18 protein-coding genes, 1 tRNA gene and 1 pseudogene are annotated in these 18,934 nt (G+C 48.5%); 7 read left to right on the top strand and 13 right to left on the bottom strand.

What is annotated here, in order from left to right:
• Nucleotides 1-106 precede the first annotated feature (106 nt).
• The 7 genes from B160_RS0110830 to B160_RS0110800 all read right to left on the bottom strand — a co-directional run bounded on the left by B160_RS0110830 (nucleotide 107) and on the right by B160_RS0110800 (nucleotide 8,053).
• On the bottom strand, nucleotides 107-985 hold the full coding sequence (locus tag B160_RS0110830) for a vWA domain-containing protein (RefSeq protein ID WP_018627930.1): 879 nt from the start codon (nucleotides 983-985) through the stop codon (nucleotides 107-109).
• 59 nt (nucleotides 986-1,044) lie between these two features.
• Nucleotides 1,045-2,877 carry an OmpA family protein gene (locus B160_RS0110825; RefSeq protein WP_018627929.1) on the bottom strand — a complete coding sequence of 611 codons (1,833 nt, stop codon included), beginning with the start codon at nucleotides 2,875-2,877 and terminating at the stop codon, nucleotides 1,045-1,047.
• A 471-nt stretch (nucleotides 2,878-3,348) separates the two neighbouring features.
• Nucleotides 3,349-3,984, bottom strand: a complete 636-nt coding sequence (locus B160_RS0110820) for a phosphoribosylanthranilate isomerase (RefSeq protein WP_018627928.1) — start codon at nucleotides 3,982-3,984, stop codon at nucleotides 3,349-3,351.
• A complete protein-coding gene (gene trpC / locus B160_RS0110815) occupies nucleotides 3,981-4,769 on the bottom strand; it encodes an indole-3-glycerol phosphate synthase TrpC (protein ID WP_018627927.1) in 789 nt (262 codons plus the stop codon). Before trpC ends, B160_RS0110820 begins: the two co-directional genes overlap by 4 nt.
• A 108-nt stretch (nucleotides 4,770-4,877) precedes the next feature.
• Nucleotides 4,878-5,870 carry an anthranilate phosphoribosyltransferase gene (gene trpD / locus B160_RS0110810; protein WP_018627926.1) on the bottom strand — a complete coding sequence of 331 codons (993 nt, stop codon included), beginning with the start codon at nucleotides 5,868-5,870 and terminating at the stop codon, nucleotides 4,878-4,880.
• Nucleotides 5,871-5,978: 108 nt separating this feature from the next.
• Nucleotides 5,979-6,548, bottom strand: a complete 570-nt coding sequence (locus B160_RS0110805) for an anthranilate synthase component II (RefSeq protein ID WP_018627925.1) — start codon at nucleotides 6,546-6,548, stop codon at nucleotides 5,979-5,981.
• 86 nt (nucleotides 6,549-6,634) lie between these two features.
• A complete protein-coding gene (locus tag B160_RS0110800; protein WP_018627924.1) occupies nucleotides 6,635-8,053 on the bottom strand; it encodes an anthranilate synthase component I family protein in 1,419 nt (472 codons plus the stop codon).
• Between the two features lie 407 nt (nucleotides 8,054-8,460).
• On the opposite strand from B160_RS0110800, the gene B160_RS0110790 reads away from it, so the two are divergent.
• From B160_RS0110790 to B160_RS0110780, 3 genes are all read left to right on the top strand, one after another.
• Nucleotides 8,461-8,534, top strand: a tRNA-Arg gene (locus B160_RS0110790).
• A gap of 184 nt (nucleotides 8,535-8,718) precedes the next feature.
• Nucleotides 8,719-9,291, top strand: a complete 573-nt coding sequence (locus B160_RS0110785) for a GNAT family N-acetyltransferase (RefSeq protein ID WP_018627922.1) — start codon at nucleotides 8,719-8,721, stop codon at nucleotides 9,289-9,291.
• 61 nt (nucleotides 9,292-9,352) lie between these two features.
• A complete protein-coding gene (locus tag B160_RS0110780) occupies nucleotides 9,353-9,796 on the top strand; it encodes a GNAT family N-acetyltransferase (RefSeq protein ID WP_018627921.1) in 444 nt (147 codons plus the stop codon).
• Between the two features lie 214 nt (nucleotides 9,797-10,010).
• Here B160_RS0110780 and B160_RS0110775 read toward each other — a convergent pair whose 3' ends face one another.
• The 3 genes from B160_RS0110775 to B160_RS0110765 all read right to left on the bottom strand — a co-directional run bounded on the left by B160_RS0110775 (nucleotide 10,011) and on the right by B160_RS0110765 (nucleotide 11,791).
• The gene (locus B160_RS0110775) at nucleotides 10,011-10,355 is read right to left on the bottom strand and encodes a translation initiation factor (RefSeq protein WP_018627920.1); all 345 of its coding nucleotides are present in this window, start codon (nucleotides 10,353-10,355) and stop codon (nucleotides 10,011-10,013) included.
• Nucleotides 10,356-10,475: 120 nt separating this feature from the next.
• Complete coding sequence (nadC, locus tag B160_RS0110770; RefSeq protein WP_018627919.1) at nucleotides 10,476-11,333, bottom strand: carboxylating nicotinate-nucleotide diphosphorylase; 858 nt, start codon at nucleotides 11,331-11,333, stop codon at nucleotides 10,476-10,478.
• Nucleotides 11,334-11,398: 65 nt separating this feature from the next.
• Nucleotides 11,399-11,791, bottom strand: a complete 393-nt coding sequence (locus B160_RS0110765; RefSeq protein ID WP_083927692.1) for a DUF4783 domain-containing protein — start codon at nucleotides 11,789-11,791, stop codon at nucleotides 11,399-11,401.
• Nucleotides 11,792-12,018: 227 nt separating this feature from the next.
• On the opposite strand from B160_RS0110765, the gene gpmI reads away from it, so the two are divergent.
• The 3 genes from gpmI to uvrC all read left to right on the top strand — a co-directional run bounded on the left by gpmI (nucleotide 12,019) and on the right by uvrC (nucleotide 16,104).
• Complete coding sequence (gpmI, locus tag B160_RS0110760) at nucleotides 12,019-13,563, top strand: 2,3-bisphosphoglycerate-independent phosphoglycerate mutase (RefSeq protein ID WP_040679757.1); 1,545 nt, start codon at nucleotides 12,019-12,021, stop codon at nucleotides 13,561-13,563.
• Between the two features lie 12 nt (nucleotides 13,564-13,575).
• Nucleotides 13,576-14,070, top strand: a complete 495-nt coding sequence (locus tag B160_RS0110755) for a heme-binding domain-containing protein (protein ID WP_018627916.1) — start codon at nucleotides 13,576-13,578, stop codon at nucleotides 14,068-14,070.
• 234 nt (nucleotides 14,071-14,304) lie between these two features.
• Nucleotides 14,305-16,104, top strand: a complete 1,800-nt coding sequence (gene uvrC, locus B160_RS0110750) for an excinuclease ABC subunit UvrC (RefSeq protein WP_018627915.1) — start codon at nucleotides 14,305-14,307, stop codon at nucleotides 16,102-16,104.
• Between the two features lie 76 nt (nucleotides 16,105-16,180).
• Here uvrC and B160_RS0110745 read toward each other — a convergent pair whose 3' ends face one another.
• The 3 genes and pseudogenes from B160_RS0110745 to B160_RS0110735 all read right to left on the bottom strand — a co-directional run.
• Nucleotides 16,181-17,476, bottom strand: coding sequence for a hemolysin family protein (locus B160_RS0110745; protein WP_026309692.1), 1,296 nt, complete (start codon nucleotides 17,474-17,476; stop codon nucleotides 16,181-16,183).
• Between the two features lie 4 nt (nucleotides 17,477-17,480).
• On the bottom strand, nucleotides 17,481-18,092 hold the full coding sequence (locus B160_RS0110740) for a phosphatase PAP2 family protein (protein ID WP_018627913.1): 612 nt from the start codon (nucleotides 18,090-18,092) through the stop codon (nucleotides 17,481-17,483).
• A 34-nt stretch (nucleotides 18,093-18,126) separates the two neighbouring features.
• Nucleotides 18,127-18,480: pseudogene (locus tag B160_RS0110735) on the bottom strand (TlpA family protein disulfide reductase); the annotation flags it as partial.
• Between the two features lie 235 nt (nucleotides 18,481-18,715).
• Here B160_RS0110735 and B160_RS0110730 point away from each other — a divergent pair.
• On the top strand, nucleotides 18,716-18,934 hold a 219-nt coding region (locus tag B160_RS0110730), incomplete at its 3' end, for a transposase (protein ID WP_018627911.1).

Raw genomic sequence — 18,934 nt, 5'->3', positions numbered from 1 at the left:
GGAAAAACGGCAAGCCAGGAGCAATAAAGATAAGATCACTCCGACTTCCCGCCTTCCCGGCTGCTCACCGGCATACTGCTTTTTGAAGCTGTATTTGAACTACGGCCTATTTCCGTGCTTCATCCTGGTTGCAGACGTTTTGAATAATGGAGATCAGGTCCTTTGAAATGTTATTGAAATTATTGAACTCATAAGCCGCTCCCCCGGTGTTATTAGCGATCAGGCGCAGTTTATAATTCGCCGGATAGGTGATATTCCCTTTAAAGGTGGTCAGCAGGATGCACTGGATGCCCATACTGTTGGCCGTTGCCGCCAGCGCGTCCAGGTAAGTGTCATCGGCAGCGGTGGCATTGTCGTCATCCCCGCTTGCAGGAGCATCCGTTATGATCACCGCCAGCTTTGTAATATTACCGCCACGCCAGGTGCCCGCAAACTGGTTGCTGAGGATTTCATGCAGCAAAAGGTCGCCCGGCTCCGGTCCTCCGATCCCTGCGCCCAGCTTCATGGCAGCAGGATTATTCAATTTTGCAAGCTGGGTGCTAAACGAGGTCTTATTTGCCGGGGCAAATTTCTCTATCATGGTCAGGTATTGATTGGTGGTAGGTCCGGAACTGATCACCAGCTTCTGGCTGGCCGGTAATCCCACATAATCCGGGGCATTGATGTATTGAGGCAGCGGAATTTCTTTTCCCGGTTTCGTATATTCATCAAAGATGGAAAGAGATAGCCGGTAATCACCGCCGGATTCTGTTACAATGGCATTGGCAATGCTGTTCACCTCTTTTTTAACCGAATCGATCGCACCGCCCATACTTCCGGTATAGTCTATCAGGAAGGCCACGTCCATACCCGCCTCGCATCCCTGTGCTGCCACCTCGGGCTCCGTATAATCGCAGGCGTCATTCTTGCTGCAGGATGAAGGTGCCAGCAAGACCAGGGAGCAAAAACAAACGATCCATAGCGATTTTATGATATATTTTTTCATTGTTGACATTTTTTATTGGATGAATGATTCATTACAGGACAACAGCAGGGGCTGCCGAATTATCTGCCGGGACAGATCACTTTCATTTCGGTGCGCCTGTTAAACTGGTGTTCGGCTTCCGGACAGTTTACCCCATCAGCACAGCGGTTCAGCAACCGGGTTTCGCCATAGCCCTTTGCCACGATACGGTCGCCTGCAATGCCCTTAGCCACGAGATATGCCCTGGCCGCATCAGCCCTGTTCTGTGAAAGCTTCTGATTATAGGCATGCGACGCCCTGGAATCCGTATGGGACGAAAGCTCTACCCGCACACCGGGGTTATCGGACATGAACTGTACCAGCCGGTTCAGCTCGGGTTTGGCATCTTCACGGATAAAATATTTATCCAGGTCGTAGTGAATGTTCTCCAGCCGGATGGCCTTGTCGCAATCGGCTTCTTCCATACACATTTCCAGTTTTACGAACAGCGTGGTACGGCGGTCATAATCGGCCGCAGAGATATTGACCATTTGCGAAAAATATTTTTCCTTCCGGCCGAATACGGTCATTTCCGATTTTTGTTTCAAATGAAAAATAAACGCACCCGCACCATCAGTCTGTGTGTTTTTCTCTACGGCACTGACCCGGTCTCTCAACACTACGGTAGCACCGGGCAATGCTGTTGCCGTATTGCACACCACGGCGTTTCCTTTGAGGATAAAATGCTGATCGGTGTATAAAAGCTCTTTCTGCAGGGTACCGTTGGCAATAAACTCATTGCCTGCGGTTTTTGCCGCACTAAGATCCACTCCATACAGCTTCCCATTGATCGCATAATTTCCCGGGGTCATATTGCTGAACACCGCTACTCCGAACGAGTTCGTGACACCCGATTTCACTATATTTCCGGAAGCATCCTTTACCGCTATATCGGTATGGGGAAGCACTTCTTTGGTATATTGGTCGCGGGCGGTAACAGCAAGGGCATATACCGCGCAGGTATTGCAGGTTTCCGTGGGCACGGGTACAACTACAGGCGCGGGAACCGGGGTCCGGGTATTTTTCCGGGAGGGCAGGCGCAGCGTGACACCCGCATAAGCTCCTATAGACGAAATATCGCAGGCACAACTGTTCCCGATTTTCCGCAGGTCTTTTTCCGTAAAGGCACGGACCTGGTCGCCGTTGGGTTCAAAGGCCCGGTATGCGGCCGAATAACCGGTGGGGCCAATGGCATCTTTTGTGTTCAGATGACGTATATAGTAGGCACCGATATGCATGCCCAGAAAGTCGTTAAAAAAGTAACGGGCTGTCAGCGAGCCTTTCAAACTCAATACGTTGTTAAGGTTGTATCCTCCATGATAATTGAGCACCTGTTCTGCAGACCCGTTCCTGCCGGTAAGCGCGAGACTGCCGCCCTTAATGGACGCCAGGCCCACTCTTCCGTTAAGCTCCGCGGCAAACCGTCCCTGGCGGTCTGTATAATGCATACCAGGGCCAATGCCATAAAAGATGCGGGTAATATCCTGTTTTGTCAATGCAAAGTCTTTGATCAGCACGTTGTTCACCGGATCAAAAACGGAGTCCGTGGGATAGGTGTTCTCCGGGCTGTTCTTCAGGTAATCCACATCGGCCCCCAGGCTGAACCATTTCCAGTAATACCCTGCTGTAAGACCGGCGCTGATACCGCCTTTATAACGGATATAGGGTGTATTGTTCTTATAGTTGGGAAACAGGTCGTATCCGGCATTCAGTCCAAACCGGAACCCCCGTCCGGGCCCGTTCACCTCTGTACCGGATTGGGCTCGGGATCCCAGGGAGACCAGCAGCAACAAGGCTGCAAAAAAAAGGCAGAAGACCTGCTTTCTCCGTACTGGCAAATGCCCATATGCGATGGATAGATTTTTCGTTTGCATAGTATAAAATTTAAAAAATGATCATTGCAGTTTTATACTATATCCACGAAGGGATTCTTTTGTTACCCCATATTGAAGTTGTTTAAACTTTTAATTTTTGCGGGAACCTGGTGATAAAAGCAAGCCAATGCAATCCCATCCATGTGAAGATTTTCTTATCATATCGCACCAGGGATCCTTTGTAGGCATCCAGCCAGGCATTGGCTGGTTTTCATAGCCTTTCTGCCCTGATAACCTACCGCTTCTCCGCCTCGTTTGGCCGGAGTATGGCTGCCGTCAAATTGGGCACTTGAAAGATCTAAACACCGCTTGTTTGATGACAGCAAGTTAGTCTTACTTTATTATTGCCGGTTGGCTTCAATCTTTGGAAAAACAAATTCCCCCATCTTTAAACGGACATCATTCAGCAGGTTCCACTCCACCATATAGCCGCAGGAGACTTCCAGTCTCCTACCCTATCGCCTCCCGCAATTATTTATTCCCCAGACTTTTTAGAAATCCTTCAAGTAATTTCAGATCCTTCACTCCCGGCGCCGTTTCAAACTTACTGTTCACATCCAGGGCATACACGTTGTTCACTGACAAAAAGGCCGTCAGTTCATCCCGGTCATCCGGTCCGATACCCCCGCTTAAAAAATACGGCTTTGCCAGTCCGGGGCGCTGCAGCCCCCGCCAGTCGAACTTCTTCCCGGTACCGCCATAATCTTTTGCTCTTGTATCAAACAAAAAAGCATCCGCAACAGCGGCATAGGGTGCGGTCAGCTGCGCAAGATCTTCGTCTCCGGTTACACGGAATACTTTTACAAGCTCAGCAACACCTTTCAGCCGGCTGCAAAACTCCGGCGGTTCATCACCATGCAGCTGGATCATATCCAATCCCCAAGCTGCTGCAACGCGCGGTATTTCTTCAACCGGCGTGTTCACAAAAACCCCTGCCTTTTTTATGCCCTTCAGTTGTTTCAATACCGCAGGATCGATCTGCTTTCCTACATACCTCGGTGAGGGCGGATGGAAAATAAAACCGGCATAATCCACCCCCAGGGCAGCCAGCTGCTCTACCTGCTGCAGTTGTGTCATGCCGCATACTTTAACGAAGGGCCGGCTCATGCCTCTTTGTTTAAACGGTTCACAAAAGCCTCAAATGCTTTCGGCGGATCTTCCTGGCGCATAAAGTATTCGCCGATCAGGAAGCCCCGGAAGCCGTTCCGCCGGAATAACAGGATGTCTTCCACTTTATCGATCCCGCTTTCCGCGATCTTTATCTTATCACCAGGGATCTTTGCCGCCATTTTCAGGCTCCGCTCCAGGTCAACAGCAAACGTTTTCAGATCCCGGTTGTTGATCCCCACGATCTTCGTGGCGTCACATACATGCTCCAGCTCTGTTTCAGCATGCAGCTCCAGGATCGTTTCCAGTCCGAGGGAAGCCGCAAACAGTGCCAGCCGCTCCACATCTGCGGGTGTGAGGCAGGCTGCGATCAACAGGATGATATCCGCCCCCATGGCTTTTGCTTCCAGGATCTGGTATTCATCAACGATAAAATCCTTTCGCAGGATGGGGATCCCGTTCCTTCGTGCAGCGATCAGATCTGCGGAGGAACCGCCAAAGAAGTGCTCATCGGTGAGCACCGATAAAGCGGCTGCACCATAATTTGTATAGGCTTCTGTGATCGCCGTTACATCTGCGTCCTTATTAATAAAGCCCTTTGAAGGCGATTTCCGTTTAAACTCTGCAATGATCCCTGTACCACCCGGCTGCTGCAATGATGCAGCCAGTGAACGTACCGGGTAGCCAAATGCCTCTGTGCGCTCCAGTGCTTCGATGGAGGTCTGTGCCTTCCGTTCAGCAACTTCGACTCTTTTATGTTCAATGATCGTATCCAGGATGTTCATATTATTGTTTCAGGTTTGAAATTTCAGGTTTGGTCCTGTTTTATACTCGATGCGACGGCTTAGTCTCTCAAATTGCTTCGGAACTGCTGATGGCTGACCGCTAACAGCTTATTGCAGGGCGATCAGTTTTTGCAGGCTTTGATAGGCTTTGCCGGAATGCAGGCTTTCCTTTGCCGCCTCAAAGGCATCTGCATAGCCGCGGTGCGCGCCGGTTACCTGCAGGGCAACCGCGGAATTGGCCAGCACAACGGCTTCCTGTTCGGGGGTTCCCCTTCCCTGAATGATGTCGGAAAAGATCTTCGCTGCAGCTTCTACCGAGTCGCCCCCGCGGATAGACTCGGGTTTCACCTCCATTCCACCCAATGCCGTGGCAGATACGATTTGCTCTCCGTCGAACCGGATGATCTTGGAGTCGCCCGTAAGCGAGATCTCGTCATATCCGTCAAGGCCATGCACGATCGCAAAATTCCGGGACTGCCGCTGCATCAGGTAATTGTATAAGCGCGCCATCTCCAGGCTATATACGCCAATGATGCTGAATGCCGGAAATGCAGGATTCACCAGTGGTCCCAGCATATTAAAGAACGTTCGCATCCCCAGGTTCTTTCGTATAGGTCCTACATTTTTCAGTGCGGGGTGAAACTGGGGAGCATGTAAAAAACAAATATGGGCTTCCTCCAGCTCGCGGCGGAGCGCTGCGTTGTCGTTCTTAAATTTATATCCCAGGGCCTCCACAACATTGGAGGATCCGCTGATGGTAGAAGCTCCATAATTACCGTGCTTGGTTACCTTATGACCGGCACCTGCCACAATAAAACAGGATAAGGTGGAGATATTGAAGGTGTTCTTACCATCGCCCCCGGTGCCAACAATGTCAATAGTGTCCATGCCATCGAAATCCATGGGCAAACAAAGCTCCAGCAAAGCATCCTGAAAGCCCTGAAGCTCCTGCAGGCTAATGCTGCGCATAAGATACACTGTCATAAAAGCGGTGACTTCATGCTCATTGTAAACCCCTTTGCCGATGTTTACCAATACTTCTTTTGCAGCAGCCCGGTCCAGGGTCTTGTGCTCAAATAAAAGGGATAATGTTTTTTTCATTTTATAAATATGACACCCTTACCGGGCTTTATACGTTCAATAATCGCTGCTGCCAGACAGCTTTGCTTTGGGTCCATTTCCAAATCTTCAAATTCCCAGATCTTCAAATTAATTCCCCAGCCAGTTTCGTATGATCGTTTCCCCCAATGGCGTCAGCACACTTTCCGGATGGAATTGCACGCCCTGCACATCATAGTTCTTATGCCGCAGCCCCATGATCATATCCTGATCATCCACGGCTGTGATCTCCAGCTCATCCGGGAACTGTTCATGCGACACCACCCAGGAATGATAACGACCGATCTCAAACACATCCGGCATTCCCCTGAACAGGTTTCCGTTGCGCCGGATGATGTGGCAATTGGTGGCCACGCCATGATATACTTTCGGAAGATTATACAGGGTGCCGCCAAACACCTCACCGATGGCCTGCTGGCCCAAACATACGCCCAGTATGGATTTGGAGGCAGCATATTCACGGATCAACGGCAGCAGCAGTCCCGATTCAACCGGTATGCCCGGTCCGGGCGACAGAATGATCTTGTCATACTGTTTTACGTCCTCAAGCGGAAGCTGGTCATTCCGGAACACATCCACTTTCTGATGCAGGATCTTTTCCACCATATGCACCAGGTTATAGGTAAATGAATCGTAATTATCGAAAACGAGTAATTTCATTATTTATAGTTTCGTGTTTATGGTTTATGGCCCGATGTTGCTGATCTTCTTTACAACAGGAAACCACAAACTAAAAACAATACATGTTACAATATTTTTTCTGCCTCAACGATGGCCTTTTTTAACGCCCCCAGTTTATTGTTCACTTCCTGCAGCTCTCCTTCCGGGTTGCTGGCGGCAACGATGCCACCTCCGGCCTGGCAGGTAAGGGTATTGTTCCGGCTCAGGAAGCTACGGATCATGATGGCCTGGTTACAGCTTCCGTCAAAACCCATAAAACCGATGGCCCCGCCATAAAAACTACGGGCTGTTGGCTCCAGCAGGCTGATCAGCTCCATTGCTTTGATTTTGGGCGCACCGCTCAATGTGCCCGCGGGGAAGGTTTTGCCAAACAGGTCAAAAGGGCTGGTTTGCGGGTATACCGTTCCGTTGACCTCGCTTACCAGGTGTATGACATGAGAGTAATAATGCGGTTCTTTAAAATGACTCACGTGCACATCACCGCAACCACGGCTCAGATCATTCCGTGCAAGATCTACCAGCATTACATGCTCGGCATTTTCTTTCGGATCGGCTTGCAGGATCCGGGTCTGTTCCGCGTCCGTTTTGTCATCGCCTGTACGCCTGATGGTCCCGGCAATGGGGTGTATCGTGGCTTTGCCTTTGTTGATGATCAGCTGCGATTCCGGCGACGAGCCCATCAGCTTATAGTCGCCATAATCAAAAAAGAACAGGTAGGGCGAGGGATTGATGTTCCTCAGGCTCCGGTACACGTTAAACTCATCCCCTGTAAACTTTTGTGTAAAACGGCGGCTCAATACGATCTGGAATACATCGCCCCGGTGGCAGTGGGCGATACCGGAGCGGACCATATTGCGATGGTCTTCATCCGACATATTCGACGCTTCGGCTCCTTCTTTGCGAAAAGGATACACCGGAACATCCCTGCCCGTGATCAGGGATCGCAACGCTTCCAGCTCGCTTTGGATCCCGTCTATTTTATTTTCAAGGATCAGTAGTTCGTCCCTGAAATGGTTGATGGCAATAATGTATTGATACAGGCGGTAACGCATCAGCGGGATATCACTGCTGCTGTTCTTAAACCGGCTGCCGGGTATGGTTTCAAAAAACTGTATGGCATCATAGCAGGTATAGCCATAAAGCCCCTGCGCATAGCGCGCTTCCTTCACCGGACCGGGCACCGCCTCAAACCGGCTCATGAAACCGGCAAGGACATCGGTGATCTTCTGTCCGCCGGAGCGTGGTACTTTTTCAGCGGTTTGCCCCGGCAGTTTCAGCTCAATCGTATCATCTGAGATCATCTCGATGCCGGCAATCGCATTTACACCAATAAAAGACCAGCTGTTATTGGTGGCATTGTTATCTCCACTCTCCAGGAGGATCGTATCCCGGAAGCGATCGCGCAGGCGCAGATAAATCCCAACCGGCGTAAAAATATCCGCCAACAACGACTGTACTTCTGTTTGGATCTTTACTTTTTGCATATTTTTTTCGATTCTGTCAAAGAAAAACCCCGGCTGTACCGGGGTTCACTTTTATATTGTTTACAATAAGACAATAGCATCAGCGTGCCCCTGAAGAGTTTCTGTGCCACCACCAATTGTTGTTGTTTAAATAATTCATGAGGGACAAATATAAATTTGAAAAACAATATCAGCAAATTTTTTCCGGATTTGCATCCAATGTTTTTCAAAAACAGGTAATTTTAGTCTATATTTGCGCCCATTCTTTGCTCCGGAAATGGAGCAACTGCTTAGAAGGCAGTAGCCCATAAGCATTAAAAAGGAGCATTTTTTGAGGGTTGGCGGCTCATCTGGATAGAACATCCCGTTCTGGGCGGGAAGGTCATTGGTTCGGCCAATAATCAATGACGAAACTATAAAATATAATTGGCCCGGTAGCTCAGCTGGATAGAGCAACTGCCTTCTAAGCAGTAGGTCATTGGTTCGAATCCAATCCGGGTCACAAACACGCTGCCTATGTCCTGCATTTTATACAACCTTTATTCGCAGGCTATCAATAAATTCTATATCGGTTCTACACATAGCTCCCATTCTCACGAATCAGGAAATGCGATACATCCGCCCAGAAGAACCCTCCGCGGATGAAATTTTTTATGTAGGTTTGACAGGCAATTAAAGACAGCTGTATGAGCAACGGCATTTCATTGGAAACGGAAAGACTGCTTCTGAAACCCACATCGGAGGAGGATGCTCCCTTTCTTTTCTATTTGATGAATTCACCCAAATGGTTAAAATACATCGGCAACAGGGAAATCACTTCTTTTGAAAAGGCGCGGAATTATATCCTGCAAAGGATCAAACCACAGCAGGGGCAGCAGGGTTTGGGAAGCTTCACCGTGATCCGTAAGGCGGATCAAAAAAAGATAGGAACCTGCGGACTCTACCGCCGGGAGGGATTGCCGGCACCGGATATCGGCTTTGCCTTTTTGCCAAGATTCGAACAAAAAGGCTATGCTTTTGAAGCCGCCCGGAAAGTGCTGGAGATGGGGCTGAAGACCTGCAACCTGGATCAGATCTTTGCGATCACTACAACCGACAATACCTCCTCTCAGCGGCTCCTGAAAAAACTGGGCCTGAAGCAAACCGGCATGATCCATCTTCCTGGAGACGAAATGGAATGCTGTCTTTTTGAATTGCAGCACCAGGAGGAGGTGCTCCTCTCCGATCCGGAACACTCACTGGAACCACCCGTACACTGAATAACAGCTGCTTCCAATAGAACAATCTATTGCAGTTCCGGCTTTTTTGTATCTTTTACGGATGAATATCCGGTACAGACAACTCCGGCAGGAGGATGAGGCGCTGCTGCAGGACCTTTTTCATCTTTACGTTGAGGTGTTTGAAGCCCCATACACCCCACCGGGGATCGTCCATTTCAGCAACCTGCTTCAGCAGGAAAATATACTTTTCTTTATCGCAACAAACGGAACCATCATCGGCGGACTTACAGCCCATGTACTTCCTTCCGTGTATTCTGAAGCCAGCGAAGTATACTTATACGACCTCGCCGTAAAAAAAGATTTCCAGCGGCAGGGCATCGGCAAGCAATTGCTGAACGTGCTGGGGCATTGGTGCAAAGAGCATTCCGTTAAGGAGTTCTTCGTGCAGGCAGACAATGCAGATGCTCACGCAATGGCATTCTATCGCGCAACCGGAGGCCACCCGGAGTCCGTTACACATTTTTCTTATGCAACCGAAAATTAGGTACCCTCATTCTCTTAAACAGCAACAACGAAACCGGCGCCCTGTATCCTGTTTTGCCCGGACCATTTATAACATAAGGATTTTGCTCAAAAAGGCTGTTGCAACACAGTTTCAGACCATAATGCGTTGAAAAGACAAAAAAGGACCTGTACTATTCCTCCGTTGGTGTAGCGTTCATCCACGGGCTTGCATTTCCGGTTTTACATTCCAGCCTTTATCCCCCGCTTTTTTTTGCCTGTATATACCCGTTCTTTTGAAACCATTGCAGCAGTTTATCGCGGTGGTCTCCCTGGATGATGATCTCCCCGTCTTTGGCATTGCCTCCCGTTCCACAAAATGATTTCAGCTTTTTTGCCAGATCCTGCAGGTCATCATCACTTCCTGTAAATCCCAGGATCACACTGGCTGTTTTTCCGCCCCGGTGTTTGGTTTCCAGTTGTATGCGCAGCCGTTGTTGTGCGGGCGGCAGGGTTGCCAGATGGCTGGCATCCGCTTCAAACTTAAATTCCGGGTTGGTGCTGTACACATATCCGTGCTGATCTGATTTATTCTTTGCCACGTTTTTTGTTTAATGTATGAAATCCCAGGTTTAAAGTTCATCCGGTGTGCAGGCAACCCGCATCAACAAACCGGGGCTAACCTTACGCTTTATCCGCGATGGTAATCGGGAGCGTTAAACTTATATCTTTGCCTTCAGGCTCAGGTCAAGGCTTTGCGCCTGGTGGATGAGGCCACCCACACTCACAAAATCAACTCCGGTAGCTGCATAAGACTCGATCGTATCCAGGTTGATGCCTCCGCTGGCCTCCGTTTCAAAACTGCCGCCGATGATCCGCAAGGCTTCAGTGATCTGCTCCGGGATAAAATTATCCAGCATCACCCGAAATACTTTTCCCTTCCCCACGGTCATTACTTTCCGCACGTCCTCGAGGGTTCTCGTTTCTATTTCAATCTGTATCGGGAGGCGGTTACGCTGCACATAGTCATGGGCCTTATGAATGGCGTTTTCGATCCCTCCGGCATAATCAATATGATTGTCCTTTAACATGATCATATCATACAGGCCAAACCGGTGATTGACGCCACCACCGATGCGTACGGCTTCTTTTTCCAGCAGCCGGAAATTAGGAGTGGTCTTGCGGGTATCCAGCAACCGAGTCCGGTACCCCTTTAATTTGTCGGTATATTTCCTGGTCAGCGTTGCAATACCGCTCATGCGCTGCATACAGTTCAGCACCAAACGCTCGCATTGCAGGATCGTATGTTCCAGCGCCGCTACCTCAAAAGCCACATCGCCGCTCTGCATGGGACTTCCATCTTCCATCAGAACCGTAACGGAACTGTCCGGCTCCTTAAACTTCAGGATCTGCTGCGCCACAGCTACCCCGGCAAGTACGCCTTCCTGCTTCACTTTTAATACCGCCCGGCCCCGGGTTGTGGGTTCTATACAGCATAAAGTAGAATGGTCGCCCGGCCCGATGTCTTCCCGGAGGGCCTCCCGGATCAGTTGTCCGAGTTTTTCCTGAAATGATTCCATAATTGTAAAAATAAACAGCCTCCCATTAGGAGAGGCTGTTTTATCACTAAATTTTCACAGAATTCTTACTCGATCAGCTGAAAACGCAATTCCTTGATCACCTCCCCGCCCTTCTGTTTCCGCATAAAGATATTCACCCGGTAATTGCCGTCTGCCGCCTGCAGCGTTCCGATCGCATAATTTCCATTGGGAGCGCTCCCCTTGTGTTTCAGCTCAAATCCTTTTACCGTAATCTTTCCAAAAAAGTCCTTTAAAGCCTTTTCTGCCTGGGCCTTATTGTAGTTATTGCTTTTATCAGCGATCGTTAACTGCATACTTTCACCAACATTTCCTACAAGCTGCGCAGCATTTCCGGTTTTAAGACTGGTGATCACGCCATCCACACTTTGGGCATGCAGACCGGTGACCAATAAGCTGGTTGCAAAAGCAATTAAGGACAATCGTAATAAATGTTTCATTGTGTCGTCGTTTTTGTTATAACTCTTTCATTGGGTATCACGAATATATTAAAAAATCGTGCTGATTGCTACGGATATTCATCATCAGATCAAAATGTGTGAAAATAGCACCCGCTGAAGTCATTTATTCTTAAACAATATTTTTAATTTTACCGCTTCGGCAAGAGAACGGCTCTACCCGATGGTTGCCAAAGCCGTTTTTATTTTTAACTAAAATAACATAGTTCATGTCACAGAAAAGAGCGATTTTACTAATAATGGACGGTTGGGGACTCGGGAAAGTTGCATCAGCAGACGCCATCCAAAATGCTAATGTGCCTTTTACCAGGTCTTTATATGACCGCTATCCGCATACTACCCTTACCACTTTTGGAGAATTGGTCGGGCTGCCGGAAGGGCAGATGGGGAATTCTGAGGTGGGACACTTGAACCTTGGCGCCGGGCGTATTGTGTATCAGGAACTTCAGCGTATTAATGTAGCCGTCAAAATAGGCGAGCTGGCTGCCAATAAGGCACTGCTGCGGACAATTGCCTATGTAAAAGAAAATAAGAAACCCTTACACCTGTTAGGCCTGGTGAGCAATGGCGGCGTGCATTCCCATATCAACCATCTTAAAGCACTAATAAACATTTGTAAGGAAAACGGATTGCAGAATGTTTTTATCCATGCTTTTACCGATGGGCGGGATACGGATCCAAAAAGCGGACTCGGTTTTATCGAAGACCTGCAACAGCACCTCGAGCAGACGGGCGTGGGCAAAATTGCAACCGTGGATGGCCGGTACTACGCCATGGACCGGGACAAACGCTGGGAGCGTGTGGCACTGGCCTATGATGCGCTGGTAAACGGAAAAGGAGCAACCGCCACCTCTGCCATTGAAGCAGTAAAGAACAGTTATGCGCAGGGGATTACCGATGAATTCATCAAACCGGCCGTGATCGTGGATGCCAGCAACCAGCCGGTGGCAACTATTCAAAACGGCGATGCCGTGCTTTGCTTCAATTTCCGCACAGACCGTTGCCGGGAAATTACCGAGGTGCTGACGCAGCAGGATCATCCGGAACAAAACATGCATACCCTGGACCTGGATTATACAACGATGACCGTTTATGATCATACATTTAAAAACGTGCATGTTTTGTTTCATAACGAGGATCTTACCCAAACCATCGGCGAGGTGATCGAAGCCAATCATCTGAAGCAGATCCGCATAGCAGAAACAGAAAAGTACCCGCACGTAACCTTCTTCTTCAGCGGCGGACGCGAAAAGCCGTTTGAAGGGGAGAGCCGTATTTTAAAACCCTCCCCCAAAGTGGCCACGTATGACCTGCAACCGGAAATGAGCGCCCGTGAGCTTACCGAAGCCATCTTGCCGGAGATCCGGAACAAAACGGCCGACTTCATTTGCCTGAACTTCGCAAATGCCGATATGGTGGGGCATACCGGTGTTTTTTCCGCCGCCATCAAAGCAGTGGAAACAGTAGACCAATGCGTGGAGCAGATCGTGACCGAGGCGCTAAAACAAGACTACGTGATCTTCCTCACTGCCGATCACGGCAACTCCGATTTCCTGATCAACGAGGATGGCAGCCCCAACACAGCGCACAGTATGAATCCCGTACCCCTGTTCATTATCGATAACAACTGGAAGGGTACCGTAAAGGAAGGAAAGCTTGGAGATATTGCTCCCACCATTCTTGCGTTCATGAAGTTACCCGTCCCCGCGGAAATGACCGGTGAGCTGCTGGTGGATAAATCGACCATCCAATAATTGACACTGCTTATGTTTAAAAAAATAGGCTGGGCCCTGTTGACGATCCTGGTAGTGATCCAGTTTATACGCCCCGCAAAAAATGAACAGCCGGTTATCGCTGCATTGAGCATCAACACGAAGTATCCGGCAGATACTGCGGTCAGGCGGATCCTTCAGAAAGCATGTAACGATTGTCACAGCAATCATACAAACTATCCCTGGTACAGCAAAATACAGCCGGTTTACTGGTGGCTGAACGGGCATATCAAAGATGGTAAACGGCATTTGAATTTCGATGCATTCACCAACAGGCCTGCATGGAGCCAATACCATAAACTTGAAGAGATACAGGAAATGATCGACAAAAATGAAATGCCGCTGGCCTCCTATACCTGGATCCATAAAGATGCAGTGCTGACCCAGGCTGAAAAAGAACAGCTGCTGACCTGGGTAAAGACCGCAAAAGCCGATATGCAGCGCCAATATCCTAAAGATAGCTTAGTGCGCCCTCCCAGGAAAAAATAAACCTGGGTCAAAAATGGTTGTCGCGTTGCGGGTGCGGCATCAAAAGCCTCCGGGTACAAAGACAGGGCTGTTTTTGTACCCGTTTCAATTGATTTTTTCCGCATATTTTTTACTTAGTACATTTACAGCTTGAAGCTGTTGCACCCTTTTGATGCAAAAGCAATCTTTCTTCGTGCACTTCGCAACGAAATAGAATGCTGATAACGCTTCTGTTTTTAAAAGAGATCACCCACATTGACACAGGAAGAATTTTCAAATATCGCCGCTACCGTCCCGCACCAGCCGGGCATCTACAAATACTTTGATGAAACCGGGAAGATCCTGTATGTCGGAAAAGCAAAGGATCTGCGCAAGCGGGTAAGCTCTTATTTCAATAAGACCTTCACCAATTATAAAACGCATGAGCTGGTCCAACGCATCCATCACCTGGAGTTCACCATTGTCAACAGCGAACCCGACGCATTCTTCCTGGAAAATTCGCTGATCAAACAATTCCAGCCTAAATACAACATCAATCTTAAAGACAGTAAGTCATACCCTTATATTGTTATCAAAAATGAGCCCTTTCCCCGCATTTATCTGACGCGGCAACCCGTTGACGACGGGTCGGAATACCTGGGGCCTTATACCTCGGTTTTCAAAGTACGGGAATTGCTGGAGTTCATTAAACGCACCATTCCCATGCGTACCTGCAGCCTGAACCTGACAGCCAGGAACATCGAAAAGGGAAAGTTCAAAGTATGCCTGGAGTATCACCTGGGAAATTGCAAGGGCCCTTGCGAGGGGCTGCAGACTAAAGAAGATTACGACGCCAATATCGGGCAGATCCGCGATCTGCTGAAGGGGAACCTGGGGCCTGTGATCCGCCATTTTAAAGAGGCGATGAAACAATATGCCGGCGCGCTGGAATTTGAAAAGGCCGACCAGGTGCGTAAGAAAATAGAATACCTCGAAGAATACTACCAATCCAGGTCGGTGATCACTGGTATCAAAGGGGGCGACAAGGACGTCTTTTCCATTATCAAGGATAAATCGGTCGCATACGTGAACTATCTTATGATCCGGAACGGAACGGTGGTACAAACCCAAACCAATAAGCTCGAAACCCATCTTGACGAACCGGTGGAGGAGATATTGGTATATGCCATCAGCCAGCTGCGCATGACTTTCAACAGCCAGGTACCGGAGATCATTGTGCCTTTTGAGATCGAATACCCCGAAGCCGGTGTAGCGGTCATCGTGCCAAAAGCAGGCGACCGGAAGAAACTGCTGGAACTTTCTGAAAAGAATGCGGGTTACTTTATCGAGGAGCTCCGGAACAAAGAACGCATCAAGATCAACCGGAATGTGGACCACGTAAAAGTGCTGGAACAATTGCAGATGGATCTGCAACTGCAGGAGCTGCCTGTTCATATCGAATGCTTTGATAACTCCAACTTCCAGGGCAGCTACCCCGTATCGGCCATGGTCTGTTTTAAGAATGGTGTTCCCAGTAAAAAAGATTACCGCCATTTTAATGTAAAGACCGTGCAGGGCATCAACGACTTTGCCAGCATGAAGGAAGCGGTTTACCGCCGTTATAAGCGCCTCACCGAAGAAGGCGCCCCACTGCCCCAACTGGTGATCATCGATGGCGGAAAGGGACAACTGAGCGCTGCCCTGGAGGCCACAGAGGCGCTGGAACTACAGGGCAGCATTACCCTGGTGGGCCTTGCCAAAAATGTAGAAGAGATCTTTTTTGCCGGTGACAAGGATGCACTGAAGCTTCCCTACAACAGCCCCAGTTTAAAGCTGATCCGGTTCATCCGCGATCAGGTGCATCGCTTTGGCATTACCTTTCACCGCCAGAAAAGGAGCAAGGGTACCTTCAAAAACGAGCTGGAAGATATCAGGGGAATCGGAAAAAGCACAGCAGATGAATTACTCAAACAATTCCGGTCGGTAAAAAATGTCAGGGAGCGGTCGCTGGATGAGCTGGCGGCCATTATCGGCAGGTCAAAGGCACAACTGGTGATTGATCATTTTGCGTCTTAAATGATCTTTAATGTGGGAACTCTCCGCCGGGAATTTAAAATATCGAATGAAGATACTGCTTGTTAACTTCATCTCTCTAATCCTCATCCATTTCTTCCTTCAATTCATCACTGATATAGACCAGCACCTTATCGATCCGGTGGCCGTCCATGTCAACGATCTCAAAGTCAAACCCATTCCAGTCGAGCGTATCACCGGTAGCCGGTATCTGTTTCAGCCGGTGCAGGATAAACCCTGCCAGGGTATCAAACTCCTGCTCTCCCTCGTTCATCCATTCCGCCTTATCAAAATACGAAAGAAAATCATAGAACGGGATCTGTGCGTCTATCAGGAATGAATGATCGTCCCTCCGGGTGATCTCGTAGTCGTCCTCGTTCTCCTCCGGCATATCGCCGATGATCGCCTCCAGGATATCATTCAGTGTGATCATACCAAGAACACTTCCATATTCATCCACAATAAAACAGGAGTGCAGCTGTGATTCTTTAAACTTTTCCATTACCCGGAAGGCGGTATTGTTCTCCGGCACAAAAAGCGCCGGGCGCATCAGGTCTTTAAAAGGAACGGTATCTTTGTTGGTATAAAGATCTTTCAGGGAGATCACGCCTTTGATATTGTCAATCTCATCTTCACAGATCGGGTAAATGGAATGGGGCTCTTTCAGGATCTTCTCCCGGATCATTTCTTCCGTATCATTCACCTTGAACCATACAATATCGCTGCGGTGGGTCATCAGCGAGGTAATATTCCGGTCGCTCAGATGAAAGACCCGTTCAATGATCTCCTGTTCCGTTTCCTCCAGGGTTCCCTGTTCCGTTCCTTCACTGATGATCGCTTTGATCTCTTCCTCCGTTACCTGGCTGTTCTCGCTTTTGATGTTAAAGACCTTTCCGATCAGCCCGCTCGACTTTGTAAGCAGCCAGATGAAGGGGTAGGTGATAAGAGAAACCCACCGCATGGGCTGTGCTGCAAATTTTGCGATCCGTTCCGGGCTCGACAAGCCAATGCGCTTGGGCACCAACTCGCCGAAAATGAGGGTAAAATAGGTAATGATGATCACTACGGTGGTAGTCGCAATGCCCTTGCTGTAGGGAGCAACTGCGGGAAACTGCTCCAGGAAGGACGCAATATGCCCTGTAATTTTATTTCCTGAATAAATACCGGTTAAGATGCCGATAAGGGTAATGCCTATTTGAACAGTAGATAAGAAAACATCAGGATGATTTGCAAGTTTAAGTGCAGCTTCCGCGCGCTTGTCCCCTTTGTTCGCCTGAGCTTCCAATCTTGCTTTTCTGGCAGATACAAGAGCTATTTCTGCCATTGAAAATAGTCCATTGAGTAAAATCAATAAGGCTATTATGAGTACTTCCATTAATCTATTTGGTTGATTCCTTATCGAAGATATGAAATCCGATCCTTTTATTAAATAAGTTGCCCCAAAACAGGCCAATTAATATTCCCAGCCCGGTTCCGGCCAAAACATCCACCGGGTAATGCACGCCTACATATATCTGCGCAAGCCCGACCATGCCGGCCCAGATCAATGGTGCCCAGGCATATCTGAAAAAACCGCGGAAAGTAACAAAGAAGAACATGCTGATACCGAAATGATTGATGGCATGGTTGGAAACAAAACTAAAGCCGCCGGAGCAGCGACCCAGTACCATGCGTACATGCCCGGCCATTTCCGGATCATTACACGGGCGCAGCCGCTCAAAAACATTCTTAAACAGGTGCACGCCTACAAGGTCCGTGCTGGCGGCCGTACAAATAAACAACAACAACCAGAGCCCACCCTGTTTTTTGAAATTAATGAGCACAAAAGTCACAACAAACAGGTACAGCGGTCCCCACACATAGGGATTGCGGAACAGCGGGAACACGATATCCGGGGCCGGGCCGGCGCTTTTAATATTGATAAGCTCAAATAACCAGCGGTCGGCCTTTACCAGCCAGTCGGGAAACGGGATGTACAAAAAACGGGTCATGGAGCAAATTTAGACTGCAAAACGATAAATGCACCTACTGTTTCATCATTTTTTCAAACAGCGTTCTCAGCTCTCCGTTCGATTTATACCCCAGGTCGCGGCTCACGATCTCCCCTTCCTTATTTACAAGCGCATAATGGGGTATGCCGCTGATATTAAAAAAGCAGGAAAGATAGTTCCATTCATCCGTTTTAAGCCGGAAATGTTCCCCGTTAATGGAAGGAATCATGTTTTTCCAGGTAGCTTCCGGCGAAGATGGATCCGTTATATAAACAAACACAACATCCCTGCCCTTTAATTCATCTTTAAGCAATGCAATCTCCTTAATGCCGCTACGACAGAGGCCGCACCAGGTGGCCCAAAAATCAAGATAGACCACTTTTCCTTTGAACTTTCCTAACCTCTACATTACTCAGCTTATGAATGCGGCTTTCTGTATTGTTTTTCACTATTGTCCGACTAAAGTAGTCGAAAAAGAGGGATAAAAAAAGGGTAGTTCATGAAGAACCACCCATATTAGTTAAGTTTGAGTTACCACACTTAAACATGACTAGAAGTCATCTCAAAAGTCAGGAATAATGTGAATAGTTAATAAATAGTTCTTTGAATTAGGGGTCAAGAGTATGAAACTTGCGGTTATGGATTTAACAGTAACGCAATGGGAAGAGGTTTTGCCTGTAATTAAAAAGGCAGCCCCAGTCAAAATAGTTAGTGGTCGTCCACGTCAGGATGATCGGAAAATCCTGAATGGAATACTTTGGATCTGTCGGACGGGAGCACCCTGGAAAGACCTCCCGGGCCGCTATCCTCCCTATCAAACCTGCCACCGCCGATTTCAGGAA

Origin of the sequence: Niabella aurantiaca DSM 17617 (assembly GCF_000374125.1) — a bacterium.
GTDB lineage: Bacteria > Bacteroidota > Bacteroidia > Chitinophagales > Chitinophagaceae > Niabella > Niabella aurantiaca.
The sequence above is the reverse complement of the archived record's forward strand: the minus strand, read 5'-3'. Positions and strand labels throughout refer to the sequence as shown.